The 26,482-nt window shown below is 66.0% G+C and carries 24 protein-coding genes; 15 read left to right on the top strand and 9 right to left on the bottom strand.

The window, feature by feature from the left end:
* Complete coding sequence (locus tag NX780_RS00980; RefSeq protein WP_258826000.1) at nucleotides 1-525, bottom strand: gamma carbonic anhydrase family protein; 525 nt, start codon at nucleotides 523-525, stop codon at nucleotides 1-3.
* 142 nt (nucleotides 526-667) lie between these two features.
* Between NX780_RS00980 and NX780_RS00975 the strand changes: the two genes are divergently transcribed.
* The 10 genes from NX780_RS00975 to bamC all read left to right on the top strand — a co-directional run bounded on the left by NX780_RS00975 (nucleotide 668) and on the right by bamC (nucleotide 9,006).
* Nucleotides 668-1,561 (top strand): alpha/beta fold hydrolase, encoded by an 894-nt coding sequence (locus NX780_RS00975; RefSeq protein WP_258825999.1) that lies wholly within the window; start codon nucleotides 668-670, stop codon nucleotides 1,559-1,561.
* Between the two features lie 132 nt (nucleotides 1,562-1,693).
* On the top strand, nucleotides 1,694-2,365 hold the full coding sequence (locus tag NX780_RS00970; RefSeq protein WP_258825998.1) for a hypothetical protein: 672 nt from the start codon (nucleotides 1,694-1,696) through the stop codon (nucleotides 2,363-2,365).
* An 8-nt stretch (nucleotides 2,366-2,373) separates the two neighbouring features.
* The gene (locus NX780_RS00965) at nucleotides 2,374-2,919 is read left to right on the top strand and encodes a FlgO family outer membrane protein (RefSeq protein ID WP_258825997.1); all 546 of its coding nucleotides are present in this window, start codon (nucleotides 2,374-2,376) and stop codon (nucleotides 2,917-2,919) included.
* A 91-nt stretch (nucleotides 2,920-3,010) separates the two neighbouring features.
* Nucleotides 3,011-3,838 carry a 3',5'-nucleoside bisphosphate phosphatase gene (locus tag NX780_RS00960; RefSeq protein WP_258825996.1) on the top strand — a complete coding sequence of 276 codons (828 nt, stop codon included), beginning with the start codon at nucleotides 3,011-3,013 and terminating at the stop codon, nucleotides 3,836-3,838.
* 211 nt (nucleotides 3,839-4,049) lie between these two features.
* Entirely contained in the window at nucleotides 4,050-4,934 is an 885-nt protein-coding gene (gene htpX / locus NX780_RS00955) for a protease HtpX (RefSeq protein ID WP_258825995.1), read from the top strand.
* Nucleotides 4,935-4,946: 12 nt separating this feature from the next.
* On the top strand, nucleotides 4,947-5,570 hold the full coding sequence (locus tag NX780_RS00950; protein ID WP_258825994.1) for an L-threonylcarbamoyladenylate synthase: 624 nt from the start codon (nucleotides 4,947-4,949) through the stop codon (nucleotides 5,568-5,570).
* Nucleotides 5,571-5,645: 75 nt separating this feature from the next.
* Entirely contained in the window at nucleotides 5,646-6,299 is a 654-nt protein-coding gene (locus NX780_RS00945) for a site-2 protease family protein (RefSeq protein ID WP_258825993.1), read from the top strand.
* Nucleotides 6,296-6,874, top strand: a complete 579-nt coding sequence (locus tag NX780_RS00940; protein WP_258825992.1) for a class I SAM-dependent methyltransferase — start codon at nucleotides 6,296-6,298, stop codon at nucleotides 6,872-6,874. Before NX780_RS00945 ends, NX780_RS00940 begins: the two co-directional genes overlap by 4 nt.
* Nucleotides 6,875-6,939: 65 nt before the next feature.
* Nucleotides 6,940-7,821: a 4-hydroxy-tetrahydrodipicolinate synthase gene (gene dapA, locus NX780_RS00935; protein ID WP_258825991.1), complete on the top strand. Its 882-nt coding sequence runs from the start codon at nucleotides 6,940-6,942 to the stop codon at nucleotides 7,819-7,821.
* 33 nt (nucleotides 7,822-7,854) lie between these two features.
* A complete protein-coding gene (gene bamC, locus NX780_RS00930) occupies nucleotides 7,855-9,006 on the top strand; it encodes an NlpB/DapX family lipoprotein (RefSeq protein ID WP_258825990.1) in 1,152 nt (383 codons plus the stop codon).
* Nucleotides 9,007-9,158: 152 nt separating this feature from the next.
* On the opposite strand, the gene NX780_RS00925 is transcribed toward bamC, so the two are convergent.
* From NX780_RS00925 to NX780_RS00915, 3 genes are all read right to left on the bottom strand, one after another.
* Nucleotides 9,159-9,440, bottom strand: a complete 282-nt coding sequence (locus NX780_RS00925) for a hypothetical protein (RefSeq protein ID WP_258825989.1) — start codon at nucleotides 9,438-9,440, stop codon at nucleotides 9,159-9,161.
* Between the two features lie 290 nt (nucleotides 9,441-9,730).
* Nucleotides 9,731-10,219, bottom strand: coding sequence for a DUF7931 domain-containing protein (locus NX780_RS00920; protein ID WP_258825988.1), 489 nt, complete (start codon nucleotides 10,217-10,219; stop codon nucleotides 9,731-9,733).
* Between the two features lie 24 nt (nucleotides 10,220-10,243).
* Nucleotides 10,244-11,365: a cupin domain-containing protein gene (locus tag NX780_RS00915; protein WP_258825987.1), complete on the bottom strand. Its 1,122-nt coding sequence runs from the start codon at nucleotides 11,363-11,365 to the stop codon at nucleotides 10,244-10,246.
* Between the two features lie 78 nt (nucleotides 11,366-11,443).
* Between NX780_RS00915 and NX780_RS00910 the strand changes: the two genes are divergently transcribed.
* On the top strand, nucleotides 11,444-11,977 hold the full coding sequence (locus tag NX780_RS00910; RefSeq protein ID WP_258825986.1) for an FKBP-type peptidyl-prolyl cis-trans isomerase: 534 nt from the start codon (nucleotides 11,444-11,446) through the stop codon (nucleotides 11,975-11,977).
* 50 nt (nucleotides 11,978-12,027) lie between these two features.
* On the opposite strand, the gene NX780_RS00905 is transcribed toward NX780_RS00910, so the two are convergent.
* Both NX780_RS00905 and mutS read right to left on the bottom strand, forming a co-directional pair.
* Nucleotides 12,028-12,993: a hypothetical protein gene (locus NX780_RS00905; protein ID WP_258825985.1), complete on the bottom strand. Its 966-nt coding sequence runs from the start codon at nucleotides 12,991-12,993 to the stop codon at nucleotides 12,028-12,030.
* Nucleotides 12,993-15,701 (bottom strand): DNA mismatch repair protein MutS, encoded by a 2,709-nt coding sequence (gene mutS / locus NX780_RS00900; RefSeq protein ID WP_441294987.1) that lies wholly within the window; start codon nucleotides 15,699-15,701, stop codon nucleotides 12,993-12,995. The genes NX780_RS00905 and mutS overlap by 1 nt, the downstream gene beginning before the upstream one ends.
* A gap of 194 nt (nucleotides 15,702-15,895) precedes the next feature.
* Between mutS and NX780_RS00895 the strand changes: the two genes are divergently transcribed.
* Nucleotides 15,896-16,537, top strand: coding sequence for a PEP-CTERM sorting domain-containing protein (locus NX780_RS00895; RefSeq protein ID WP_258825983.1), 642 nt, complete (start codon nucleotides 15,896-15,898; stop codon nucleotides 16,535-16,537).
* A 14-nt stretch (nucleotides 16,538-16,551) separates the two neighbouring features.
* On the opposite strand, the gene NX780_RS00890 is transcribed toward NX780_RS00895, so the two are convergent.
* The 3 genes from NX780_RS00890 to NX780_RS00880 all read right to left on the bottom strand — a co-directional run bounded on the left by NX780_RS00890 (nucleotide 16,552) and on the right by NX780_RS00880 (nucleotide 22,220).
* On the bottom strand, nucleotides 16,552-17,400 hold the full coding sequence (locus tag NX780_RS00890) for a MaoC/PaaZ C-terminal domain-containing protein (RefSeq protein ID WP_258825982.1): 849 nt from the start codon (nucleotides 17,398-17,400) through the stop codon (nucleotides 16,552-16,554).
* Nucleotides 17,400-19,970 carry a cyanophycin synthetase gene (gene cphA / locus NX780_RS00885; RefSeq protein ID WP_258825981.1) on the bottom strand — a complete coding sequence of 857 codons (2,571 nt, stop codon included), beginning with the start codon at nucleotides 19,968-19,970 and terminating at the stop codon, nucleotides 17,400-17,402. The genes NX780_RS00890 and cphA overlap by 1 nt, the downstream gene beginning before the upstream one ends.
* A gap of 75 nt (nucleotides 19,971-20,045) precedes the next feature.
* Complete coding sequence (locus NX780_RS00880) at nucleotides 20,046-22,220, bottom strand: cyanophycin synthetase (protein ID WP_258825980.1); 2,175 nt, start codon at nucleotides 22,218-22,220, stop codon at nucleotides 20,046-20,048.
* A gap of 313 nt (nucleotides 22,221-22,533) precedes the next feature.
* Here NX780_RS00880 and NX780_RS00875 point away from each other — a divergent pair, with 313 nt between their 5' ends.
* The 3 genes from NX780_RS00875 to NX780_RS00865 all read left to right on the top strand — a co-directional run bounded on the left by NX780_RS00875 (nucleotide 22,534) and on the right by NX780_RS00865 (nucleotide 26,416).
* Entirely contained in the window at nucleotides 22,534-24,810 is a 2,277-nt protein-coding gene (locus tag NX780_RS00875; RefSeq protein ID WP_258825979.1) for a cyanophycin metabolism-associated ABC transporter, read from the top strand.
* 3 nt (nucleotides 24,811-24,813) lie between these two features.
* Entirely contained in the window at nucleotides 24,814-25,281 is a 468-nt protein-coding gene (locus NX780_RS00870; RefSeq protein WP_258825978.1) for a cyanophycin metabolism-associated DUF1854 family protein, read from the top strand.
* A 67-nt stretch (nucleotides 25,282-25,348) separates the two neighbouring features.
* Nucleotides 25,349-26,416 (top strand): SDR family oxidoreductase, encoded by a 1,068-nt coding sequence (locus tag NX780_RS00865; protein ID WP_258825977.1) that lies wholly within the window; start codon nucleotides 25,349-25,351, stop codon nucleotides 26,414-26,416.
* Nucleotides 26,417-26,482: the final 66 nt, after the last annotated feature.

Below are 26,482 nucleotides of genomic sequence, written 5' to 3'. Positions count from 1 at the left end.
TTATCCGATTTGCTTGAGCTGCGCCTTGAACAGCTGGCCGCGCGCCACATAGCTCGCGGCGCTGGCCTGCAGGCGCAGCATGTCTTCTTCCGTCAGGGTGCGCACGACCTTGGCAGGCGAACCCAGGATCAGCGAACCGTCCGGGAACTCCTTGCCTTCGGTAACCAGGGCGCCGGCGCCCACCAGGCAGCCCTTGCCGATCTTCGCGCCGTTCAGGATCACGGCCTGGATGCCGATCAGCGAGCCATCGCCGACCGTGCAGCCATGCAGCATGGCCTGGTGGCCGACCGTCACGTTCTTGCCAAGGGTGAGGGGAAAGCCCATGTCGGTATGCATCACCGTGCCTTCCTGCACATTGCTGTTCTCGCCGATGGTGATGCGTTCGTTGTCGCCGCGCAGCGTGGCGCCGTACCACACCGAAGCGTTGGCCTCGAGCGTGACCTTGCCGATCAGGGTAGCCGAGTCGGCCACGAAGCTTGAAGCGTCGATCTCGGGCGCATGCTCGCCCAGCTGGTAAATCGCCATGGATGTGCTCGCGGAAGGTTGAAATGCCGCTATTGTAAACCCTGCGTCCGCCATCGTCCGGTCGCCAGCAAATGGGGGCATCCCGTGCGAAATCAAGTTCGACGCCGTATAATGCGAACGATCGTTCTTTTATTGAGAAGCCATGCAAGCCTCCCGTTCCGAATTCCTGGCCATTCGCGGCCTGAAGTGCCACGTGCGCCACTGGGGCCGCGAGGGTGCGCCGAAGATCTTCATGCAGCATGGCTGGATGGACGTGGCGGCTTCCTTCCAGTTCGTGGTCGACGCGCTCAAGGGCGACTGGCACGTGATCGCCTTCGACTGGCGCGGCTTCGGCCTGAGCGAGCGCACCCATGGCGACACCTACTGGTTCCCCGACTACCTGGCCGACCTCGAAGCCGTGCTCGACCATTACGCGCCGGGCGAGGCTGTGAACCTGCTGGGGCACAGCATGGGCGGCAATATCGTCAGCCTGTACGCGGGCATCCGTCCGGCGCGCATCGCGAAGCTCATCAACCTGGAGGGCTTCGGCCTGCCGGCCACGCGCCCTTCGCAGGCCCCGGGCCGCTACGCCAAATGGCTGGACGAACTGCGCGCCAAGCCCGAGATGCGCGGCTACGCCAGCCTGGAGGAGGTGGCCGGCCGCCTGCAGAAGACCAACCCGCGCCTGTCCGGCGAACGCGCCGCTTTCCTGGCCGGGCACTGGTCTGCCAGGGACGCCGACGGCCAGTGGCGCATCCTGGGCGACCCGGCCCACAAGATGACCGGGCCGCTGCTCTACCATGCGGACGAGGTGCTGGCCTGCTGGACCCAGATCACGGCGCCGGTGCTGTGGGTCGAGGCGGAAGAAACGGAAATGTGGCGCTGGATGGGGCCGAAGGAGCAGGCGAGGGCGGAAATCGACCGCCGCCGCGAGCACCTGGCGAAGGTGACGGCGCGCATGATGCCGGGCGCCGGGCACATGTTGCATCATGACCAGCCGGAGTTGCTGGCGGCCATGATCGAAGCCTTCCTGCTTGACGCCGAGGTCCCAGGCTGAGCCTCGAGCGTTGTTGGCAGCCATCACAGCCATATGGCGTAATTGCTGTAGGGAAACTCCTGTGCTACAGTCCCATCCCGAACCCGCGCCGTTCCGGCGCCATCGAGACAGACTGACAGGACCTTCATCTTCATGCGATTTCGAGCCGGCCTCGCGCTTCTGGGCGCCCTGCTGACGGCAGGCTGCGCCGTCCCCTACAGCCCGGCCCCGGTGGCCACCAATTTTCCGAGCACCCAGCAGGACAAGCTGCAGGCGGCCGCCCACTGGGGCGTCATCGCGCGCCACATGGCGGGCCAGCTGGCGCCTTCGCTCAAGGTGAACGCCAAGCGTCCGCTCTACGTGACATCGCAGCAGTCGAGCGCTTTCGCCCAGGGCGTCAGCTCCCACCTGGTCACGGCCCTCGTCAATCAGGGCTATGCCGTGGTCAAGGTGCCGGACGCGAACGCGCTGCGCATCGAGCTCGACACCCAGGTGGTGGCCTTCTCGCCCAAGCGTCCGCAATACAAGTTCGCGGGCGAGCGCACCGCCCTGGTGGCCGGCGCCTGGGTGCTGACCGGCGTCGACCATACCGTCGAATGGCTGGCCACGGTCGCGATCGCCGGCCACGATGCCTACACCTGGTTCCGCTCGCAGTTCGCCACCGGCGACACGCCCAGGACCGAGATCATCGTCAACCTCTCGCTGGCCGACGATTCGCGCTACTACGCGCGCAGCACCATGGTGTACTACACGGTCGACTCCGACCGCGCCCTGTACGACGCCGCCTTCCAGCCATCGAAGACCTTCGCGGTCCGCAACTATTGAGCCCAATGATGCGATCCCCGCTTATCCGCGCCGCCTTCCTGGCCCTGCCGCTGCTGCTGGGCGCCTGCTCGACCCAGCAGGCGGACACCGATTACACCTCGGTCTCGGCGAACGCCTTCGTCGCCGCCAATTACCGCGCCGCCGATGCACTGGCGCTGCAGCTGCGTGGCAAGCTGTCTGACGAGAAGCCCCTGATCATGGCCACCATCGTCAACATCGACGCGCTGGAGCAGACCTCGATGCTGGGCCGCCTGGTATCCGAGCAGCTGTCTACCCGCCTCGCCCAGGGCGGCATGAAGATGCTGGAAATGAAACTGCGCAACAGCGTCTACCTCAAGCGCGGCCAGGGCGAACTCATGCTCACGCGCGAGATCGGCGACGTGGCGCACACCCACAATGCCCAGGCGGTCGTGGTCGGCTCCTATGCCGAAACCCGCGAAGCCGTGTTCGTGAACATCAAGGTGATCCAGCCGACCACCAACCTCGTGCTTGCCGGCCACGACTACGTGCTGGCGAAGGAGGCGACGGTGCGCTCGATGCTGCAATCCAACTAGGATTCTTCCACCGCGGCCCGCGGGAAGCGGAACAGGCCATTGACGCGTACAATGCCATGTTCCGCTCTACTGCTTTTGCGAACTGCCGCACATGAAAGTCGATCTCCACTGCCATTCCAGCGTCTCCGACGGCGTGCTCGCCCCCGCCGCGGTGGCGGCCTACGCCCGTAAAAGCGGCGTCGATGTGTGGGCGCTCACCGACCACGACGAAGTCGGCGGCATCAAGGCCGCGCGCCAGGCGGCCGGCGAGCTCGGCATGCGCTTCGTGTCCGGCGTCGAGATTTCCGTCACCTGGGCCAATGAGACCGTGCACATCGTCGGCCTGCAGATCGATGAAGACAACCGCGCCCTGATCGAGGGCCTGGCCGCGACCCGCAACGGCCGCCAGGCGCGCGCCATGGAAATCTCGGCCCAGCTGGAAAGCGCCGGCATCCCCGGCGCCTACCAGGGCGCGCTGCGCTACGTCGGCAACCCGGACCTGATGTCGCGCACCCATTTCGCGCGCTATCTCGTCGAGATCGGCGTGTGCGCCACGCCGGCCGAGGTGTTCCGCAAATACCTGACCGAGGGCAAGCCGGGTTATGTGCCGCACCGCTGGGCCACGCTCGAGCAGGCGGTCGGCTGGATCCGCGGCGCCGGCGGCATCCCCGTGATCGCCCATCCGGGGCGCTATCCCTTCAGCGATACGGCCGAAGGCGCGCTGTTCGACGAATTCCGCCAGCTGGGCGGCACCGCCATCGAGGTCGTGACCGGCAGCCACACGCCGGACCAGTACGGCGAGTATGCCGAGAAGGCGCGGCGCTACGGTTTCCTGGCTTCGCGCGGAACCGATTTCCATGCGCCGGGCGAGTCGCGCGTCGAGTTTGCGGAGCTGCCGCCCTTGCCGGGCAATTTGACACCGGTCTGGCACGATTGGTAGGGGTGGTTCGGTCCAGTGGACCGGAGCACGCTTCGCCGAACGCGCGTTCGACTCCCGCATGAACAGACGCTGCCTCTGCGCTTGCACGGTTTGAACGCGCGCACGGCAGAGCCGGCTACGCGCCCCGGTCCACCCTACGTCCTTGAGTTTTTCGATCTCATCCCTATCTTGGCAGCCTGACATCGTTTTTCATCTGCCAGGAGGCTCGTCCATGAAACGTATCGTGTTGTTCCTCGCCACCAACCTTGCCGTCGTGCTGGTGGTGTCGCTCGTGCTCAACCTGCTCGGCGTGGGCCGTGCCGTCACGGGGGAAGGAATCAACGTCGGCGCGCTGGCCGTGTTCTCGCTGGTGGTCGGCTTCACCGGATCCATCATCTCGCTCCTGATGAGCAAGCCCATGGCCAAGTGGTCCACTGGCGCGCGCGTCATCGAGCAGCCCACCAACAGCACCGAGCGCTGGCTGGTGGACACCGTGCGCCGCCTGTCCGAGCGTGCCGGCATCGGCATGCCGGAAGTGGCCGTCTACGATGGCGAGCCGAACGCCTTCGCGACCGGCGCTTTCAAGAATTCCGCCCTGGTGGCCGTGTCCACGGGCTTGCTCGCGAACATGAACCAGGACGAGGTCGAGGCCGTGATCGGCCACGAGGTCGCGCACATCGCCAATGGGGACATGGTCACGCTCACCCTGATCCAGGGCGTGGTCAACACTTTCGTCGTGTTCCTGGCGCGCGTGGTCGGTTTTTTTGTGGATAAGGTATTGTTCCGCAGCGAAGACCGCGGCCCCGGCATCGGCTACATGATCACCGTCTTCGTCTGCGAGATCCTGTTCGGTATCCTGGCCTCGATCATCGTCGCCTGGTTCTCGCGCCAGCGCGAATTCCGCGCCGACGCCGGTTCCGCCAGGCTGCTGGGCTCGTCCGTACCGATGCAGCATGCGCTGGCCCGCCTCGGCGGCCTCGTGCCCGGCGCGCTGCCTTCGTCGATGGCCGCCTCCGGCATCTCGGGCAGCGGTGGCGGCTGGGGCGCGCTGTTCTCCACCCACCCGCCGATGGAGCAGCGCATTGCCGCGCTGCAGGCGCTGCGCCAAGGCGCGTAAAGAAAGGTTGCGATGGCCCAGCATTTCCAGATCCACCACGAGAATCCCCAGTCGCGCCTGCTCAAGCAGGCCGCCCAGATCATCGGCAGCGGCGGCATCGTCGCCGCGCCGACCGACTCGGCCTATGCCCTGGTCTGCCGCCTGGACGACAAGGCCGCGGTCGAGAAGCTGCGCCGCATCCGTGGGGTCGACGACAAGCATCACCTGACCCTCCTGGTGCGCGACCTGTCCGAGATCGCCCACTTCGCGCGCGTCGACAATGCCCAGTACCGCCTGCTGAAGGCCGCCATGCCGGGACCGTACACCGTGATCCTGGAGGCGACGCGCGAAGTGCCGCGCCGCCTGTCCCACCCTTCGCGCAAGACCATCGGCGTGCGCGTTCCCGAGAACCGCATCCTGCTCGGCCTGATCGAGGAGCTGGGCGAACCGCTGATCGGCACCACCCTGCAGCTGCCGGGCGACGACCACATGCTGTCCGACCCGGACGAGGTGTTCGAGCGCCTCGGCAAGCAGATCGAGCTCGTCATCGACGGCGGCGCCGGCACGCTCGAGCCGACCACCGTGGTCGACCTGACCGGCCCCACGCCGGAACTGGTGCGCGAGGGCAGGGGAGATCCGGCCGCCTTCGGCTTATAAGCGGGCCAGATAAGCTGTCCTTAAGCTTGCCTGAAGGCACAGACTGCGGGCAATCGGCTCTGATAGAATCCCGGTATGGATGAAACGATACGCAACATCGCTGTCTACGCGCTCCCCGTTCTTTTTGCGATTACCCTGCACGAAGCCGCCCACGCCTACGTCGCCCGCTATTTCGGCGACAACACCGCCTATGCCGCGGGGCGGATGACCCTGAATCCCCTGGTGCACATCGACCTGTTCGGCACCATCGTCATTCCCCTGGTCCTCTACCTGACAACGGGTTTCGTGTTCGGCTACGCCAAGCCGGTGCCGATCGATTTCGGCCGCCTGCGCAATCCGAAGCGCGACATGGCCTGGGTGGCCCTGGCCGGACCCGGCGCGAACTTCATCATGGCGCTGGGATGGCTGATCCTGGGCATCCTGCTGGTGGCGCTGAACGTGGACGAGGCCTTCCCGCACAAGGTGGCGCAGGCCGGCATCATCGCCAATCTGCTGATGTTCGCCTTCAACCTGCTGCCGATTCCACCGCTGGACGGCGGGCGGGTGCTGACCAGCGTGCTGCCGAATCGCCTGGCTTACAAATACGCGCGCATCGAGCCCTACGGCTTCTACATCGTGCTGGCCCTGCTGTTCTTTAACCTGCTGTCGTTCTGGGTCATGCCGGTGATGCAGCTGGGCCGCATCCTGATCCAGCTGTTCGCCTCGCCGTTCTCGTTGCTGCTCACATGAATCCCATGTTGAACCTGCCGGTGTCGCCGTGGGTCGCACGGTTCGCCCCGCTCGTCAGCAGCGGCGAGGCCCTTGACCTGGCTTGCGGCAGCGGCCGCCATACGCGCTACCTGGCCGCGCGCGGCCTGCGGGTGCTGGCGCTGGATCGCAACGCCGAGCTGCTGGCGCCGCTCGCGGGCGACAATGTGCAGACGTGGGAACACGACCTGGAAGCCGAGGGCGCCGCCTGGCCCTTCGAAGCGGGGCGCTTTTCGCTGATCGTGGTCACCAACTACCTGCACCGCCCGCTGTTCGCGGACCTTGCGCGCAGCCTGGCGCCCGATGGCATCCTGATCTATGAAACCTTCGCCCAAGGGAACCAGATCTACGGCAAGCCGTCGAATCCGGCCTTCCTGCTGGCGCCGGAGGAGCTGCTGGGCCTGGCGCGCGAGGGTGGCCTGCAGGTGCTGGCCTACGAGGACGGCCACGTCGACCGGCCCAATCCGGCCCAGGTGCAGCGCCTGTGCGCGGCCGGCCCGGCCTTCGCCAAAACCGAGGCGAAGCTCGACCATAATCTGGTAGCGAATGAACCATAGAGGCGGGTGATCCGCTACAATCAGCGTTTTATGTATTTTCTTAACTAACTGGCAGCGTCACGCATATGATTAAGGGCAGCATCGTAGCAATCGTCACCCCGATGTTCGAGGACGGCAGTCTTGACCGCGACTCCCTGCGCAAGCTGATCGACTGGCACATCGCCGAGGGCACCGACGGCATCGTCATCGTCGGCACCACGGGCGAATCGGCCACCGTGTCTCCGGAAGAACACGGCGAACTGATCAGGCTCGCGGTGGAACACACCGCCGGCCGCATCCCGGTGATCGCCGGCGCGGGCGCCAACTCGACGGTCGAGGCCATCGCACTGACCCGCCACGCCAAGGAAGTGGGCGCCGACGCCACCCTGCAGGTGGTGCCGTACTACAACCGTCCGACCCAGGAAGGCATGTACCGCCACTTCCGCGCCATCGCCGAAGCGGTGGACCTGCCGGTGATCCTGTACAACGTGCCGGGCCGCACCGTGGCGGACATGGCCAACGAGACCGTCGTGCGCCTGGCCCAGATCGACAATATCGTCGGCATCAAGGACGCCACCGGCAACGTCGGCCGCGGCATCGAACTGCTGCGCAGCGTCGACAGCTCCTTCGCGGTCTACTCTGGCGACGACCCGACCGCGATGGCCCTGATGTTCTGCGGCGCCGCCGGCAATATCTCGGTGACCGCCAACGTCGCCCCGCGCGCGATGCACGAGCTGTGCGCCGCCGCCATGGCCGGCGACGTCAAGCGCGCCGTCGAGATCAATAACCGCGTGCTCGACCTGCACGCCAAGCTGTTCGTCGAGCCGAACCCGGTGCCGGTGAAGTGGGCGCTGGCCGAAATGGGCAAGATGCCGGCCGGCCTGCGCCTGCCGCTGGCGCCGCTGTCTTCGTCCTGGCACGATACCGTGCGCGGCGCACTGGCCCAGGCGGGCCTTCTCTCTGCCTGAACCCGCGAGGGTTCCTTACCTGATATCGAACACATGACTAAACGCACTATCACGACTCCTGCCGCCGCGCGCGTGCTGACGCTTACCGCGATCGCGCTGAGCGTCTCGGCCTGCACCACCATCTTCGAATCGGACAAGGTCGACTACCGTGGCGCCAAGCGTTCCGCCGACCTGGCAGTCCCGCCGGACCTGACCGCGCTGCAGCGCGACAACCGCTATGCCATCCCTGACGGCAAGGGCGTCGCGACCGCCTTGGGCTACCAGCAGCAGGTGGGCGCCCAGGCGGGTGCGCCAGTCGCCGGCGCGCCGGGCATCGCCGGCACCGTCGGTCCGATCTCGACCGATGCCGTCAGCGTGCAGCGCAACGGCGACCAGCGCTGGCTGGTGGTCAAGCAGACCCCGGAGCAGCTGTGGCCGCAACTGCGCCAGTTCTGGGAAAACCAGGGCTTCGCCGTCGCGACCGAGTCGCTCACGACCGGCACCATGGAAACCGACTGGGTCGAGAACCGTTCGAAGATCCCGCAGGACTTCATCCGCAACGCCATCGGCAAGGTCTTCGACCGCGCCTACTCGACCGGCGAGCGCGACAAGTTCCGCACCCGCCTCGAGCGCCTGCCGGACGGCTCGACCGAGATCTGGATCAGCCACCGCGGCGCCGAAGAGGTGCTGCAGGGTAGCCAGAAGGAAACCACGATCTGGACCGTGCGTCCGAACGATCCCGGCCTGGAGTCGCAGTTCCTGAGCCGCCTGGTGGCCCAGCTGACCGGCCAGAAGGAAACCAAGCAGGCCGAGACCATGGTCGCCAACGCACCGGTCGCCGCCCCGCAGGCCAAGCTCGAAGGCGGCGTGATCCGCGTGGACGAGGGCTTCGACCGCGCCTGGCGCCGCGTCGGCCTGGCGCTCGACCGCGTCGGCTTCACCGTGGAAGACCGCGACCGCGTACAGGGCGTGTATTTCGTCCGCTACGTCGATCCGGACGCCACCAACAAGGACGGCTTCTTCAAGCGCCTGTTCACCTTCGGCGCCGACGAGAAAGCCAAGGAAGCCCAGCGCTACCGCGTGATCGTCAAGGCCGAGCAGGGCGCCGCAAGCAGCGACGTGACCGTGCAGACCAACGACGGCAAGACGGAAACCGGCGAGACCGGCGCGAAGATCCTGCGTCTGCTGACGGACGAGCTGAAGTAATCAGTTTCAGCGCTTCGAATGAAAAACCGGCCTGAGGGCCGGTTTTTTTATGCGCCGTTGTCCGGTGGGCGGATTCCGCCCACCCTACGATAAACCTACAGGCGTAAAAAAACCGGCCCGCAGGCCGGTCTTTCGAATCGAGCTTGCGCTGATTACTTGGTAGCAGCAGCGTCAGCAGCTTGCGAAGCAGCGGTCGAAGCAGCAGCAGCAGCGTCAGCAGCGGTCGAAGCAGCAGCCGAAGCGGCAGCAGCAGCGTCAGCCGGAGCGGTGGTAGCAGCAGCGTCGGTAGCGGCCGGGGTGGTAGCAGCTGCGTCGGTGGTTGCAGCAGCCGGTGCTTCGACAGCAGCCGGAGCGGCCGGAGCGGCTTCTTCTTTCTTGCTGCAAGCAGCCAGAGCAACAGCCATCAGGGAAACGATCAGCAGGGATTTTTTCATGATTTTCCTTAATATCTTAAAAAGTAAGTACTGCTTGTTTGAATAATAATTACCGGTAATTATTGCTCAGAGGAATTCTCGCGCTTTCATATGAGGCAATACTGCCGCATAAGCAACGGAATCTCCTGACCTGATATTATAGCCAAATTTACTGAATCGCAACAGAAAACTCATGCTCTGGCGAAAGTATTTTGTGCATTGCCAAGGTTTATCTTGTTACAAGATGCAACCGCAGCAAATTCCCAGGTAACTGAGCTGTTAACGGACTGATCAAGGGATCGGTTGACAGGCTATAAACCTGTCGTGGTCGGCTGCAGAACCGGACGTGATTCCGCCCAGATCGCCTCGAAGCGGTGACGCGGCACATCGACGGCGCCCGGCGCGTCGAACGCCATCTCGCCGCGCATATGGTCGCTATGAAAACGCCGGAGCACATGCCGGTTGTCGACGATGCAGAAGGAATCGGTCAGATTGTGCAGTGCTTTCGGCGTGGCGCGGCACTCGACGGCATGGCTGTAGTCGCGCAGCAGGCGCAGCAGGCGCGGATAATGTCTTTCGATGTGAGCCGGCAAATGCATGGCGAGGCGCAGCATGCCGCCCCGCCCCAGGAAGGCGCGCAGCAGGGTGTCGGTCTCAATGCTCCCGAGCGGGAAGACCGCGAAATCCGGATCGAAGAGGTCGAGCGTGACGTGGGCGGCGGCCAGGCAGGCACGCAAGTGGGTCTCGAGCTCGGCGCGGGTATCGAAGCGCGCGCTTCCTTCCTTGGTCGGTTCCTGCATGCCTGCCTCCTTTTCAGCCCCTCATCAGCCCAGTTCCACCCAGCCGTCCTGGTACCAGGTGTAGAGCGCTTCCAGCACGTCGTCGGTCGCGTTCGCCAGGACGGCGCCGTCGAGACGGCGCTCGTTGGCCAGCACGTCCAGCACCGCCTTGTCGGCGCGTCCGACGGCGAAGGATTCGCCGTTGATGAAGACGTTCTTGCCGCGGTAGAGCATCAGGGTCTTGCTCGACAGTTTCAGGCCGCGCTTGGCGGCAGTTTCCATGAAGCGGCCCACGGTCAACGGCTTGGCCGGTCCGGTGAAGAAGACGTTGTGCTTCGGCTCGGACAGGTATTCGCCCAGGAAGATGGTGACGTCTTCCTCGTCCCAACGGACCTTGTTGAGCTCTTCCGTAATGGTGCTCAGCATCTCGCGCGGGATTTCGGCCGGGCTCTTGGCCGGCTGCAGATCCGGATCGGCATAGCGGCCCGGCAGGTCGATCGAGTCGGCCATGAACTGCAGGAAGGCTTCGCCCAGTTCCTGGAAGGAGGGCGAGCGGAAGCCGATCGAGTAGGTCATGCATTCGCCTTCGGCCACGCCATCGTGGGCGTAGTGGGGCGGCAGGTAGAGCATGTCGCCGGGCTCGAGCACGAATTCTTCTTCCGGCTCGAAATTCGCCAGGATCTTCAGCGGCAGGCCTTCGACCAGGCTCAGGTCCTGCTGGGCGCCGATGCGCCAGCGGCGCTTGCCGTGGGCCTGCAGCAGGAACACGTCATAGGAATCGAAGTGGGGGCCGACGCCGCCGCCGTCGGTGGCGAAGCTGACCATCAGGTCGTCCAGGCGCGCATCCGGCACGAAACGGAACTGGCGCAGCAATTCGTCGGCACGCTCGTCGACCAGGTTGACGCCCTGCACCAGCATGGTCCACTCGCGCTCGCTGCGTGATGGCAGTGCGGGCAGCGGGCCGTGCTGCATGTCCCATTGGCCATCCTTCATGGTCACGAGGCGCGACTCGACATGGTTCTGGGTGGCGAGCTCGGCGAGCTTCTCGAATTTCAGTAAAGGCTTGAAACCCGGGATGGCGCCGCGGATGAGCAACGGTTTTTTATGCCAGTAATCGCGCAGGAACTGGGCGGGAGTAATATTCCCAAGGAGCTGTAATTTTTTCATGCGCCATTATAACCAGCGAAGCCAAAGCCACGGCCGGGCAGGGGTTATAATCCCGACCTCACAACGAAAGGATTTGCGATGAAAATTGCCAAGGATACGGTCGTGACGGTGAACTACAAGCTGTCGGACGCCCAGAACAACCTGATCGAGGAGGGCTCCCAGCCGATGGTGTACCTGCACGGCGGCTACGAGAACACCCTGCCGAAGATCGAAGAAGAGCTCGACGGCAAGGAAAAGGGCTATTCGTCGACGATCCAGGTCGAGCCGGAAGACGCGTTCGGCGACTACGACCCGGCGCTGGTGAAGGTCGAAGACCGCAAGCGCCTGCCGGAGCCGCTCGAAGTCGGCATGCAGTTCGAAGGCGTGGCCGAAGGCGTGGACGAAGAGCCGACCATCTTCACCGTCACCGACATCGCCGACGACAAGGTCGTCCTCGACGGCAACCACCCGCTGGCCGGCATGGCCCTGCGTTTCGAACTGTCGGTGGTGGACGTGCGCGCCGCTTCGGACGAAGAGATCGCCCACGGCCACGTGCATGGCGAGCATGGTCACCATCATGCGATGGACGACAGCGACGAAGGCGACCACTTCCGCAGCCAGCCGCTGAACTGATCAAGGCGATGCCTGCGGCGTTGACCAGCGCCGCGGGCGTGCCTGCGCCTTCAGCGCAGCACGTCGCCCAGGCTGAACACGTTCTTCCCATCCTCCGCCACGCGCACCTCGACCGCGTGCGCCCCGACGGACAGATGTCCCATATTGCCGTGCCACTCGATCGCCGGCTTCGCTTCCTTCGGCAGCCCCGCGCTGTCCACCACCAGCACCTGGCCCGGGAACTTTGCAGCGCGCATCTGCACCTGGCGGCGCGTGTCGGCGAAACCGTCGTAGCCGGTCGGTGAGCGCTGCAGCAGGGCGCGCAGGCCGTTGGCCGGCTGCAGCAAAGGCTGCATATTCCCTTCGGCGAACAGCACCATCGCGCTCACCTTGTCCTGCTTGGCGATCGCGAACAGGCGGTTGAGCCAGAAGCGGTTGGCCACCGCGCGGTCTTCGAACTCGCTGTTGCGCCCCGCGGCTGGCAGGTAGTGGTTGTTCGGCGCCGGCAGGTTGATGGTCGCGTACAGCACCTTGCCGACCCGCCAGTGCGCGTTCTCGGCATAGCTGCGAAAGCGCGGACTGCTCGACAGGCGCGTCATCGGAATCTTGTCCTTGCCCAGCGATTCGGGCTCGCCATAGAACAGTTCGCGCAGGCGGTTCAGGCGTTCGATGGCATTGGTGCGGCCCGCCGAATTGCGGCAGCCGGTCCAGTCGTTCCCAGACAGCGAGAGGATCACCGGGCGCCTGGCCTTGTCGAAGAGATCGCGCCGTTTCTGGTAGACGCGGTCGCCGCAGGCTTCGTTCGCGCCCTTGATGCCGGTGACGACGACGAAGGCGAGATCCTCGTCCTTCGCGTCGTCGAGGGCGCTCTTCAAGCCGTCCTCACCCCCGTTGGCGGCGCGGTGGCCGACGACGGCGAAGTGATGGGCGTTGCCGTCCTTGTCCTTCTTCCTGTCGCGCGCGGCGCCAGCGCCGCCGCTGGCGAGCAGCGCGGCCGCCAGCACCGCGGCGAAGAGGAAGGGACGGTGCGCCCGCATCAGGCGGCCAGCCGTTTCAGCTCGTAGAGCCGTTCCAGCGCTTCGCGCGGCGTGAGCGCATCCGGATCGATCGCGTCGAGCGCGGATTTCAGCGCGTCATCAAGGGCGGCTTCCATGACGGGTGCGGGCGCTTCGCCCGCAGCGTCGTCGCCCGGTGCGGCGAACAGGTCGAGCTGCGGCGTCGCATCCAGCGCCTGCGACTCGAGCCGCGCGAGGTGCTTGCGGGCCGCGCGGATCACGGCTGGCGGCACGCCGGCCAGCTGGGCCACTTGCAGGCCGTAGCTCTGCGAGGCCGGGCCGTCCTGCACGGCGTGCAGGAAGACGATGCTGTCCTTGTGCTCGACCGCCGACAGGTGCACGTTGAGCGCGCTCGGATGGGTCTCGGGCAGCTGGGTCAGCTCGAAATAGTGGGTCGCGAACAGCGTGAAGCTGCGGCTGGTCTCGATCAGGTGGCGCGCGATGGCCCAGGCCAGCGCCAGGCCATCAAAAGTAGAGGTGCCGCGGCCGACTTCATCCATCAGCACCAGCGAGTGCTCGGTGGCGCCGTTCAGGATGGCGGCCGACTCGGTCATCTCGACCATGAAGGTCGAGCGGCCGTTGGCCAGGTCGTCGCTGGCGCCGATGCGGGTGAAGATGCGATCGATCGGGCCGATCGTCGCGCTGGTCGCCGGCACGTAGCTGCCCACATAGGCGAGCAGCGTGATCAGGGCGACCTGGCGCATGAAGGTCGATTTACCGCCCATGTTCGGGCCGGTGATGAGCAGCAGGCGGCGGTCGTCCGACAAGCGGCAGTCGTTGGCGATGAAGCGTTCGATCTGGTTCTCGACCACCGGGTGGCGGCCCTCATGGATGCTGAGGCAGGGCTCGTCGACCAGCTGGGGGGCGCACCAGTTGTTGCGCACCGCGTGGCTGGTGAGCGCAACAAGGGTGTCGAGCTGGGCCAGGCCACCGGCGACCGACTGCAGGGTCGTGATGAAAGGGGCCAGCTCGGCGAGCAGAGCGTCGTACAGCATCTTCTCGCGCGACAGGGCGCGGTCTTGCGCCGACAGGGCCTTGTCCTCGAAGGCTTTCAGTTCCGGCGTGATGTAGCGCTCGCAGTTCTTGAGGGTCTGGCGGCGCTGGTAGTCGACCGGCACCTTGTCGGCCTGGCCGTTGGTGACTTCGATGTAGAAGCCGTGCACGCGGTTGTACTCGACGCGCAGGTTGGCAATCCCGGTGCGGGCGCGCTCGCGCGTCTCGAGGTCGACCAGGAACTGGCCGGCGTTCTCGGACAGGGCGCGCAGTTCGTCGAGCTCGGCGTCATAGCCGCGCGCGAACACGCCGCCGTCGCGCACCTGCACGCTCGGCTCTTCCGCGATCGCGCGGCACAGCAGGTCGACGCAGCTTGCTGGCGGCTCGAGCAGGTCGTGGATTTCGCGCAGCAGGGAGGTGTCGCCCGGGACGAAGCAGCGCGCTACCTGCTCGCGCAGCAGCGGCAGTTGTTTCAGGCCGTCGCGCAGGCAGGACAGGTCGCGCGGGCGCGCCGACAGCAGGGCGATGCGGGTGGTGATGCGTTCGATGTCCGGCACGTTCGCGAGTGTCGCGGACAGGCCATGCGTGGCTTCGGCCTGCGCCAGCGCGGCAATGGCTTCGTGGCGCGAACGCGCGACGCGCTGGTTGCGGCGCGCATGGTGCAGCCAGTGGCGCAGCAGGCGCGAACCCATGGCGGTGCGGCAGCCGTCCAGCAGCGAGAACAGGGTCGGCGACTCCTGGCCGCGGATGGTCTCGGTCAGTTCCAGGTTGCGGCGGGTGGCGGCGTCCAGGCCGATGTATTCGTTTTCCTGTTCGCAGGCCAGGCTCTTCACGTGCTGCAGGCCGCGGCCTTGCGTCGACTGCGCGTAACGCAGCAGCGCGCCGGCCGCGCCGAAGGCGGCGCCCAGGCCGTCGGCGCCGAAGCCGGTGAGGGTGGCCACGCTCAGCTGGTCGAGCAGGGCCTGGTGGCCCTTGAGGACGTCGAAGTGCCACTCGGGCATGCGCTGGGTATGGGCCACCGGCTCGGATTCGAACAGGTCGGCGCAGTCGGCGCGCAGGATCTCGGCCGGGGCGATGCGCTCCAGTTCGTGCGCCAGGCGCGACTCCACCGCGCGCTGCTCGCCCGAGAACTCCATCAGGCGCAGCACGCCGCTGGCCAGCGACAGCCAGGCCATGCCGACCGTGATGGTCTTGCGCTGGCTGTGCATGCACAGGGCCAGCAGCGGACGATCGGCCTTTTCCGGCAGCAGGTCGCTGTCGGTCAGGGTGCCGGGGGTGACCACGCGCACCACCTTGCGCTCGACCGGGCCTTTCGACAGCGCCGGGTCGCCGATCTGCTCGCAGATCGCGCAGGATTCGCCGATCTTGACCAGCTTGGCCAGGTAGCCGTCCAGCGAATGGAAGGGCACGCCGGCCATCTTGATCGGCTCGCCGTCGGACTTGCCGCGCGCGGTCAGCGTGATGCCGAGCAGGCGCGCAGCCTTCTCGGCGTCGTCGAAGAAGAGTTCGTAGAAGTCGCCCATGCGGTAGAACACCAGCATGGTCGGGTAGCCGGCCTTGATGCGCAGGTACTGCTGCATCATCGGGGTGTGCTTTTCGGCCGTGCTGGCCTTGAGGGCGGCAGAGTTGATCTCGGAGGGAGCGTTCATTTCTTCGGTGGTCGTGCGGCAAAGCGGGGCGGAGCCAAGGCTTGTCATTTTACCGCGATCGGATGAGCGGGGGCTGCAAAAGGGACAATTCGGCCAGCGTCCTTCTGGTGCACTACACTGTCGAGAAATTTTACACTCGGAAACCGTTCTATTCGAGCAACGCGCGTAAGTGTTTGTAATTAAAAAGGAAGTGCTAGTTGGTGCGAAAATTGCTTGTACTAAGGAAATTTTATAGGATGTTTATGAAAGCAATCAGCTCACTCTTTACCGGCATGGCCTTGATGCTTGCTGCAGCCAGCGCGCAGGCCGGCGTCATCTATACCGACAAGACCTACCGCGACTTCGACGCCTCGTCGGCCTACGTCACCTTCAACGTCACCACGCACGGCCTGATCGACGACCTGAATATCGCCGTCGAGTTCTCGAAATGCGACAACCCGTATATCGATCCGGCGGGCAGCGCCTGCGTTGGCCGGGACACGCCTTTTGAGAACGAAATCGTCATGCGCCTCGTCGGCCCGGATGGCCGCATCCTCAGCCTGATCGAGCCGAATACCTTCGACCAGGGCGATACGCCTGGCATCGGCCGCATCACCCTGACCTTCGATGACGAAGGCGCCAGCCTGGGCAAGCGCGTGCAGGGCGGCGCATTCCGGCCGGTGCAGGCCTTGAGCCTCTTCGACGGGATTGACATGTTCGGTCAGTGGAAGCTGTATTTCGGGGATACCACCGGCAGCGATCCGCTCGAGGTGTTCTCCTCGAGCCTGATCTTCAACAGCGCGGATGCGCCGGCCGACGTGCCGGAACCTGCCGGCTTCGCCGTGTTCGGCATCGGCCTGTTCGCACTGGGCGCACTGCGCCGCCGCCAGCGCCGCGAGGCCTGACCCGCGCTTCGCAGTCAAGCCAGCGCGATCGATCCCGTCACCGCCGGCTTGCCGGCGGCTGCGACCACGAATTCGCTTGACGCCGCGTCGAACGACAGCGCCACCGTACTGCCCAGCGCCACCGGCGCACGGAAGCGGCAGTCGATGGCGCGCGCGTGCCGGCCCGCCGCACGCTCCAGCGCCGCGCAGGCGCTTCCCAGGGTGTGCATGCCATGGATGATCGGCGCGCGCATGCCCATGAGCCGTGCGCTCCAGCGGGTCAGGTGGATTGGATTCCAGTCGCCCGACAACCGGGCGTAGCGGCGGCCGGCATCGCTGGCCAAGCTCCACTGCGTCAGCGGCGTACCCTGCGGCGTGACTGGTTCCTCCTGCTTTGCACCGCTACGCGAGCCGCGCCGGACCAGGTAAGTGCTGGTGCAACTGAACACTGGTGTGTCATCGCTGCTGCCAGTGGTCTCGAGCACGCAGCGCAGGGCGCCGCCGGCGGAGGGCGGCAGCAGGCGCAGCACGGTATCGATCAGCATGGGTTGGCCGGCAGCGGGCGCTTGATACGCGCGCAGCGCGTTGTCCATGTGGACGAGCCCGGCGATCCGGAAGGGAAAGCCGGGCGCCAGCATGGTCGCCAGGTGGGCGCGCTGTGCCAGCAGGTACCACCAGGTCAGCGGAATATGCCTGCCTTCGAAGCCGAAGGCCGTGCGGTAGCGGGCGATTTCGTCCAGCGGCAGCCCGTCGAGACGATAGCTGCTGGCGAGTTCCGGCAACGAGCCGGGAAGAGGATGCCGCGGGCGCTTGAGCAGGGCCCGCAGCAGGATGCCGATACCCATGGCCGGCAGCGCCGGCACATGCGGCGAGGAGGCGGGCATCAACCCTCGGCGACGCGGCGTGCGATGTGCGCCAGGGCTTCGTCGACCTGGTCGATCAGGATCAGGCACAGGTCGCCGGCTTCCAGGCGCGACAGCGCCCGGTCGATGGCGACGAACTCGCCGTTGATTTCCTCGACGTGGCTGGTGCGGGTGGCCCCGTCCAGGCCGCGGCGCAGCAGGGCGAGCACTTCGCCATCCGCGCGGCCGCGCTGGCACTGGTCCTGGTAGAGCAGCACATCGTCGAAGGCCTTGCCGAGGATCTGGGTCTGCTGCGTGATGTCCTGGTCGCGGCGGTCGCCGGCGCCGCTGATTACCACCGAACGGCGCTTGGCCGGCATCGCTTCCACGGCATTGGCCAGGGCGGCGATCGCGTCCGGGTTGTGGCCGTAGTCGGCGATCACGGTCGCGCCGCGGTAGTCGAACACATTGAAGCGGCCCGGCGCATTGTCGCTTTCGCCCACAAACGTTTTCAGGCCGACGCGGATGCGGTCCCAGTCGATGCCCACGGCCCAGGCGGCGGCCACCGAGGCCATCACGTTCTCGACCTGGAAGCCGATGGCGCCGTTGCGGGTGATCGGCACCTCGGCCAGAGGCACGCGGTGTTCGATCTTGCCCTGCGCCGCCACCAGGTGGCCGTCTTCCACGAAGACGACGCGGCGGCCCTGGGCGCGATGCATCGCCATGAGGGCGTTGTTCACGTCGAGGGCGAAGAAGGTGACGTCGCCGCGGGTGACTTCGGCCATCGCCGCCACCACCGGATCGGCGGCGTTCAGCACGGCCATCCCGCCGTCGGCCACGTTCTGCACGATCACGCGTTTCAGTACGGCCAGGTCTTCCAGGGTGGTGATGTAGTTCAGGCCCAGGTGGTCGCCCGCACCGATATTCGTCACCACCGCCACCTGGCAGCGGTCGAAGGCCAGGCCTTCGCGCAGCAGGCCGCCGCGCGCGGTCTCGAAGACGGCCGCGTCGACGTCCGGGTGCAGCAGCACGTTGCGCGCGCTGCGCGGGCCCGAGCAGTCGCCGCTGTCGATGCGGCGGCCTTCGATGTAGACGCCGTCGGTATTGGTCATGCCGGTGCGCAGGCCCGAGGCGGTCAGCAGGTGGGCGATCAGGCGCACGGTGGTGGTCTTGCCGTTGGTGCCGGTCACGGCCACCACCGGAATGCGGCCGTCGTCGCCTTCCGCGAACATGGTCGAGACGATGGCTTCGCCGATCGGGCGGGCCTTGCCGAAGGAGGGCGAGAGATGCATGCGCAGGCCCGGCGCGGCATTGACTTCGACGATGCCGCCGTGCTGCTCCTCGATGGGTTTGAGCACCGAGTCGCACACCAGGTCGACGCCGCAGATGTCCAGGCCCACCATGTGGGCGGCCGCGATGCAGCGCGCCGCGACGTCCGGGTGGACGTCATCGGTCACGTCGGTGGCGGTGCCGCCGGTCGACAGGTTGGCGTTGTTGCGCAGGACCACGCGCTGGCCCTTGTCCGGCACGGAATCGGCGTTCAGGCCGCGCGCGGCGAGGGTCGCCAGCGCGATGTCGTCGAAGCGGATCTTCGTCAGGGAAGTGGAATGGCCCTCGCCGCGGCGCGGGTCCTTGTTCACTTCCTCGACCAGCTGGCGCACCGTGTGCACGCCGTCGCCGACCACGAAAGGCGGATCGCGGCGCGCGGCGGCCACCAGCTTGTCGCCGATGACGAGCATGCGGTAGTCGTGGCCCGGCAGGTAGCGCTCGACCAGGATGTCGTCGCGGAACTCGGAAGCGGTGTGGAAGCCCGCGGTCAGCTGTTCTTTCGTCGTGACGTTGACCGTCACGCCCTTGCCCTGGTTGCCGTCCTTGGGCTTGATCACGACCGGCAGGCCGACTTCGAGCGCGGCCGCCCAGGCGTCTTCCGGATCGCTCACGCTGCGGCCCATCGGCACCGGCACGCCGGCGGCGTCGAGCAGCTTCTTGGTCAGTTCCTTGTCCTGGGCGATGGTCTCGGCGATGGCGCCGGTGGCGTCGATCTCGGCGGCCTGGATGCGGCGCTGCCGGCTGCCCCAGCCGAACTGCACGAGGCTGCCCTCGGTCAGGCGGCGGAAGGGGATGTTGCGGGCGACGGCTGCCTGCACGATGGAGCCGGTGGACGGGCCGAGGCGCACGTCCTCGTCGACTTCACGCAGGCGCGCGAGTGCGCCCGCCAGGTCGAAGGGGGCGTCCTTGCGGGCGGCGTCGACCAGCTGCTCGGCCAGTTCGAGGGCCAGGCGGCCGACGTCTTCCTCGCTGTACTCGACGACCACCTGGTAGATGCCGCGTTCGATGGTGGCGGTGGTGCGGCTGAAGGTGACGGGGCAGCCGGCTTCGGCCTGCAGGGCCAGGGCTACCTGCTCGAGTACCTGGGCCAGCGACACGGTGTCGTCGTGGCCATAGGGCTGCAGCTCGCCGACTTGAGGGAAGCGTGCGCGCAGGCGGGTCTCGAAGCCGTCCAGTTCGCGGATCGATTCTTCTTCAGGCGTGCACGAAACGATCGCCTCGACCGAGGTGTGGTGGCTCCAGAGGTTGGGGCCACGCAGGGCCCGTACGCGTGATACTTCCATAAACCTTCATTCCTTTCGCGGCGCCCGCCGCAGTGTCGAAGGGCGCCAGTGCCCGCACACCGGGCATCGAGATGTTTAGTAATTCGTTTTCTTCGGCGTCGCGTCGAATGCGCGCAGGCCGCCGCAGATCAGGTCGGACGGCACGCCCAGCGCCCAGGCCGCGGCCACCGCCGCCAGCACGCTGTCCGGATGCTTCACCGTCGCCGGCTGGATCTTCGACAGTTCGAGCAGGATCGTTTCCTCGCTGCCCTCGGCCAGCACGATGCGGTTGTCGCGCACGAACACGATGCGTTCGCCTTTGGCGCGGTGCTCCGCCATGACCGGATTGGTTTCGTCCAGCGCATAGAAGATCACGCGGCCGTCGGACAGTTCGGCCAGCGCGGCGACGCGCTCGTTGGCCGCGTTCAGGACAGCCGCGCCTTCCGGCAGCACGACGTCGACCTGGCTGCGGATCACGTTGTACTGCGCGTCTTCGTCGCGGACGTAGAACTCGTCCAGTTCGGCCAGGCCTTCCATGTCGGTGACGATGCCGACCAGGCAGCGATCGTAGGGCAGGCCCTCGGCCAGGATGGTGCGTGCATTCGATTCGAACACGGCCGTCTGCACGGTGCGGTTGATCAGGAGGCGCTGGCCGGCGTCGAAGCCGGTGGCGTCCTTGTTCGTCACCCGGCGCGCGTCCAGGTAGAGTCCTTCGCCGTTGGCGACGCCCACGTGCTTGCCGGTGATGTGGACCAGGCAGCCGACCAGGCGCGCGATCAGGCTCGCGCCAAGCGTGCCGGTGACGCCGACCACCGGGATGCGGCCGGTTTCCCCTTCCGCGAACAGGTTGTCGACGATCGCCTTGCCGACGTTGCGCGGCGTGCCCTTGGCCGGCTTGATGTGGGCCAGCAGGCCCGGGCTGGAATTGACTTCGATGATGGCGCCGCGCTGTTCGGCCAGCGGGCGCGAGATGTCCTCGCACACCAGGTCAATGCCGGCGATGTCCAGGCCGACGACGCGCGCAGCCAGCGCCGCCACGTGGGCGACCTCGGGGTGGACCAGGTCGGTGACGTCGTCGGCGACGTTGCCGTTCGGCTGGATCAGCACCTTCTGGCCGGCCTGCGGCACCGAGCCGGGCGTGAGGCCCTGGCGCTTCAGGTCGAGCATGATCTCGTGGTCATGCGGATTCACGCGGCCCAGCGGGTGCTCTTCGCTCTCGCCGCGGCGCGGGTCGGTGTTGATCTGGCTGTCGCACAGCTGCAGGACGGTCGATTTGCCGTCGCCCGTCACCCACAGCGATTCGCCCCTGGCGGCGGCGACGACTTCACGGCCGACCACCAGCAGGCGGTGCTCGTTACCGGGGATGAAACGCTCGACCAGCACGGCGTTGCTGTCACCCGCTTCCGAGGCGATCGCGTAGGCGGCCGTTACGTCCGCTTCGCTCATCAGGTTCAGGGTCACGCCGCGGCCGTGGTTGCCGTCGACCGGCTTCACCACCGCCGGCAGGCCGATGTCCTGGGCTTCTTCCCAGGCCGCTTCGGCACTGCGTACCAGGGCGCCTTCCGGCACCGGCACGCCACAGGAGGCGAGCAGGGTCTTGGTCAGGTCCTTGTCGCTGGCGATGCCTTCGCCGATGGCGCTGGTGCGGTCGGTCTCGGCGGTCCAGATGCGGCGCTGGGCGGCGCCGTGGCCGAGCTGGACCAGGTTGCCTTCGGTGAGGCGGATCGAGGGAATGCGGCGATCGGTGGCGGCATCGACGATGTGGGCCGTCGACGGACCCAGGCACCAGCGGTCGACCAGCCCGGTCAGGTGCGCGACGGTCGCAGGCAGGTCGAAGGGCGTGTCGTTAATCGCCGCCATCATCAGTGCGTGGCCGGCTTCCAGCGCGGCGCGGCCGACCGTCTCGTCGCGGGTGCGGAAGGCCATCTTGTAGATGCCGTGCTCGCCGGTGGAGCGGGTCTTGCCGAAGCCGGTCTTCATGCCGGCCAGGTTCTGCAGCTCGAGCACGATGTGTTCGAGGATGTGGCCGGCCCAGGTGCCGCTCTCCAGGCGTTCGATGAAGCCGCCGCGGTGGCCGACGCCGCAATGGTGTTCGACCAGGCCGGGCAGCCAGGCGACCAGGCGTTCGGTAAAGCCGGGCAGGGTATTCGAGGGGCAGTCTTCGAGTTCGCCGATATCGAGCCAGGCTTCGATCACCGGTCGGTAGGTCCAGATGTTCGGGCCGCGCAGATGACTGACGCGGAGGAACTTGATGTCGTTCTTCTTGTTCATGAAGTTGTCTTTGCCGGCGGCGATCGTGTTCCGCATCGCCGGCGTTTTACCTATATTTGCCTGCCTGTCACCACGGTACCGAAAGAAGAAATACCGCAGCGCACATCTTGTATACTTGCCGGCCCGCTGCTTGCTGGGCCGAAACCTTTTCTGCCAGCACCATTCCTGTCATCCAAAGGATACGTTGGAACGTTATGCCTGTTTGTGGAGCGTTTCACGCAAACAGCCGACCAGCCTCTTTTTTGTGCGCTGGCGAGCCGACAGCCTTGTCCTCCCCCTACCAGAATGAAAAGCCTGATCTCGGGCGCAATACATGACAACTCAACAACTTGCTATTCCGTCGTCCCTGGCGGTATCCGCCGGACTCTTGCCTGAACATTGGCAAAATGACGTTACGAAACAGCTTGCACCAGGGGAAAACGTTTTAGCCAGCGTGGAGGTTGACCTCGACGCGAAATTACGTTTCACCAAGGGCTTGGTGGTGGTCACTAACCGCCGCCTGCTCGCGCGCGCGCCCGGCGAAGAGGCCTGGGCCGACTGGGCTTACCGTCCAAATCTTGAACTGCACCACCACGACCACGCCGGCATCGGCCACCTTGAACTGGTGGATGAACACAGCCGCTTGGGCGCCTGGCGCTTCACCCTTGGCCAGAACCTGCACGCCGTGCGTGTGGTCGACCATTTCACGGAACAGGCGAAGAGCCACGCCACCGGGGTGCCGGTGGTCCCGCCCGAGCAGCATACTTGTCCGAGTTGCAAGGCCCCGCTTGAAGCGGACGACGCCGAATGCGCCGTCTGCGCCAAGGTGCTCCATACGCCGCCCTCGACCTGGACCCTGTTCCGCCTGTGGCGCTTCGCGAAACCGTACAAGGGCCAGCTGCTGCTCGGTTTCCTCCTGATGGTGGGCTCGACGGGCGCGCACATGATTCCGCCCTACCTGACCAAGCCCCTGATGGACAACGTCCTGATCCCCTACCAGAACGGGCAGGAAATCAACACTTCGCTCATCTATCTCTATATGGGCGGGCTGCTGGGCGCCTCCCTGCTGGCATGGGCGCTGGGCTGGGGCAAGACCTATGTACTGGCGCTGGCGTCCGAACGCATCAGCGCCGACCTGCGTTCGACGACCTATGAGCACCTGCTGCGCCTGTCGCTCGAATTTTTTGGGGGCAAACGCACGGGCGACCTGATGTCGCGCATCGGCAGCGGCTCGGACCGGATCAGTGTCTTCCTGTCGCTGCACCTGCTCGACTTCCTGTCGGACGTCCTCCTGATCATCATGACGGGCGTAATCCTGTTCAGCATGAATCCCTGGCTGGCGCTGGTCACGCTGGTGCCGTTGCCTTTCATCGCCTGGATGATCCACGTGGTGCGCGACAGGCTGCGCACCGGTTTCGAGAAGATCGACCGGGTCTGGGGCGAAGTGACCAATGTGCTGGCCGATACCATCCCCGGCATCCGCGTGGTGAAGGCCTTTGCCCAGGAAAAGCGCGAAGCGCGGCGCTTTCGCGAGGCGAACAAGCACAACCTGGCCGTCAACGACAAATTGAACAAGGTCTGGTCGCTGTTCTCGCCGACCGTCTCGCTGCTGACCGAAATCGGCCTGCTCGTGATCTGGTGTTTCGGCATCTGGCAGGTCTCGCGCGGCGACATCACGGTCGGCACGCTCTCGGCCTTCATCGCCTACAGCGGCCGTTTCTACGTGAAGCTCGACTCCATGAGCCGCATCGTGTCCGTCACCCAGAAGTCGGCATCGGCGGCCAAGCGCATCTTCGACATCCTCGACCACGTGTCGAGCGTGCCGGATCCGGCCAACCCGGTGAAGGTCGACAAGGTACAAGGCAATATCGAGCTGCGCGAAGTCGGTTTCCGCTACGGCAACCGCGCAGTCAACCGCGGCATTTCCCTGAAAATCAGGGCGGGCGAAATGGTCGGCCTGGTCGGCCACTCGGGTTCGGGCAAGAGCACCCTGGTCAACCTGATCTGCCGCTTCTACGATGTGGCCGAAGGCGCCATCCTGCTCGACGGCACCGACATCCGTTCGTTTGCGGTCAGCGATTACCGCCGCAACATCGGCCTCGTGCTGCAGGAGCCTTTCCTCTTCTTCGGCACCATTGCCGAGAACATCGCCTACGGTAAACCAGGCGCTACCCGCGAAGAAATCATCGCCGCGGCGCGCGCGGCCCATGCCCACGAGTTCATCCTGCGCCTGCCGCAGGGCTACGACTCGATGGTGGGCGAGCGCGGCCAGGGCCTGTCGGGCGGCGAGCGCCAGCGCATCTCGATCGCGCGCGCGCTCTTGATCGACCCGCCGATCCTGATCCTCGACGAGGCGACGTCCTCGGTGGACTCGGAAACCGAGAAGGAAATCCAGAAGGCGCTCGACAATCTTGTGCAGGGCCGCACCACGATCGCCATCGCCCACCGCCTGTCGACGCTGCACCGCGCCGACCGCCTGGTGGTGCTGGACCGCGGCGTGGTGGTGGAAGAGGGCAGCCACGATGAGCTGATGGCGCGCGAGGGCGCTTACCACCGCCTCTACGAAGCGCAGGCGCGCAACGTGGACCAGGACCCGGACGACAAGGAATAAAGCATGACCGTGAATTTTCAGCTGCGCCGCGACCCATTCGGCAAACTCGTTCTCACCACCGCAGAAGGTGAAGAACACGTCGGTGTCATCCCGGTGCGCGCCTTCCCGATCCAGGCGCCTACCCGCGGCATCTCGCTGGTGCGCGACGGCGGCAAGGAAGCGGCCTGGATCGACGACCTGGAAGACCTGCCGGAGCAGATCCGCGCCCTGGTGCAGGAAGAGATCGAAGGCCGCGAATTCATCCCCGAGATCCTCACGATCAAGGACGTGTCGAGCTTCGCCACGCCCTGCACCTGGTATGTGACCACCGACCGCGGCGATACCGAGTTCGTGCTGAAGGTGGACGAGGACATCCGCCGCGTCGGCGAGACGTCGCTGCTGATCGCGGACAACCACGGCATCAACTTCCTGGTGCGCGACATGTTCCGGATCGATAAGCACAGCCGCAAGATCCTCGACCGCTTCCTGTAGTTCCCTTTGAAGCGCGGTGCTTCTCGCGCCCGTGCTATGGTCTTCCTCCTGAATGGAGGCGGCGGCGATGAAGCGAACGGCACTGGTGGTGGGAGCAAGCGGGATCGGCGGCAGCTACACGGCCCGGGCGCTGCTCGAGCAAGGGTGGACGGTCTACGGGCTGGCGCGCCGGCCGGATACCGGCATGCCGGGACTGCAGCCGGTCGCGGCCGACCTGCTCGATCCGGGCGGCCTCGCCACTGCGCTGGCCGATGTGGCGCCAACCCACGTTTTCATTACCACCTGGATGCGCCAGGACACGGAAGCGGAAAACATCCGCGTCAACGCAGCCATGGTGCGCAACCTGCTGGACGCCTTGTCCGGCAAGGGCACGGTGCGCCACGTCGCCCTGGTCACGGGGCTGAAGCACTACCTCGGTCCTTTCGAAGCCTACGCCGCCTCCGGCACCCTGCCGGACACGCCGCTGCGCGAAAGCCAGCCGCGCCTTCCCATCGAGAATTTCTATTACGCCCAGGAAGACGAGGTCTATGCGGCCGCCGCACGCGACCGCTTCAGCTGGACCGTGCACCGTCCCCATACCGTCATCGGCATGGCGGTCGGCAATGCGATGAATCTCGGCACGACCTTGGCCGTGTATGCCACCATCTGCAAGGAAACCGGGCGGCCCTTCCAGTTTCCCGGTTCAGGCGCGCAGTGGAACGGCCTGTCCGACGTGACGGACGCACGCATGCTCGCCAGGCAGCTGGTCTGGGCGGCCGATACCGATGCCGCCCGCAACGAGGCATTCAACATCGTCAACGGCGACCTGTTCCGCTGGAGCTGGCTGTGGGGCCGCATCGCGGACTGGTTCGGCGTGCAGGCCGCGGGTTTCAGCGGCACGGTCCAGCCTTTGGAAGCGGCGATGGCGAACGACCACGCCCTGTGGCGCGACATCGCGGCGCGCCATGGCCTGCTTGAACCCGACCTGGATCGCCTGGCGTCGCCCTGGCACACCGACCTCGACCTCGGCCGGCCGATCGAGGTGATGACCGACATGGCGAAGAGCCGCAAGCTCGGCTTCAGCGCTTACCAGGCCACCGACGAATCCTTCTTCGACCTGTTCGCCCAGCTGCGCGCCGCCCGCCTGATTCCCTGAACCGCTTGCGCCGGCCGCTTGCGCGGCCGGCTCCGTTGCGCTAAAGTCGTTAACACGTTAACTAAA

This window comes from Massilia agri (genome assembly GCF_024753255.1).
Lineage (GTDB): Bacteria > Pseudomonadota > Gammaproteobacteria > Burkholderiales > Burkholderiaceae_D > Telluria > Telluria agri.
The sequence above is the reverse complement of the archived record's forward strand: the minus strand, read 5'-3'. Positions and strand labels throughout refer to the sequence as shown.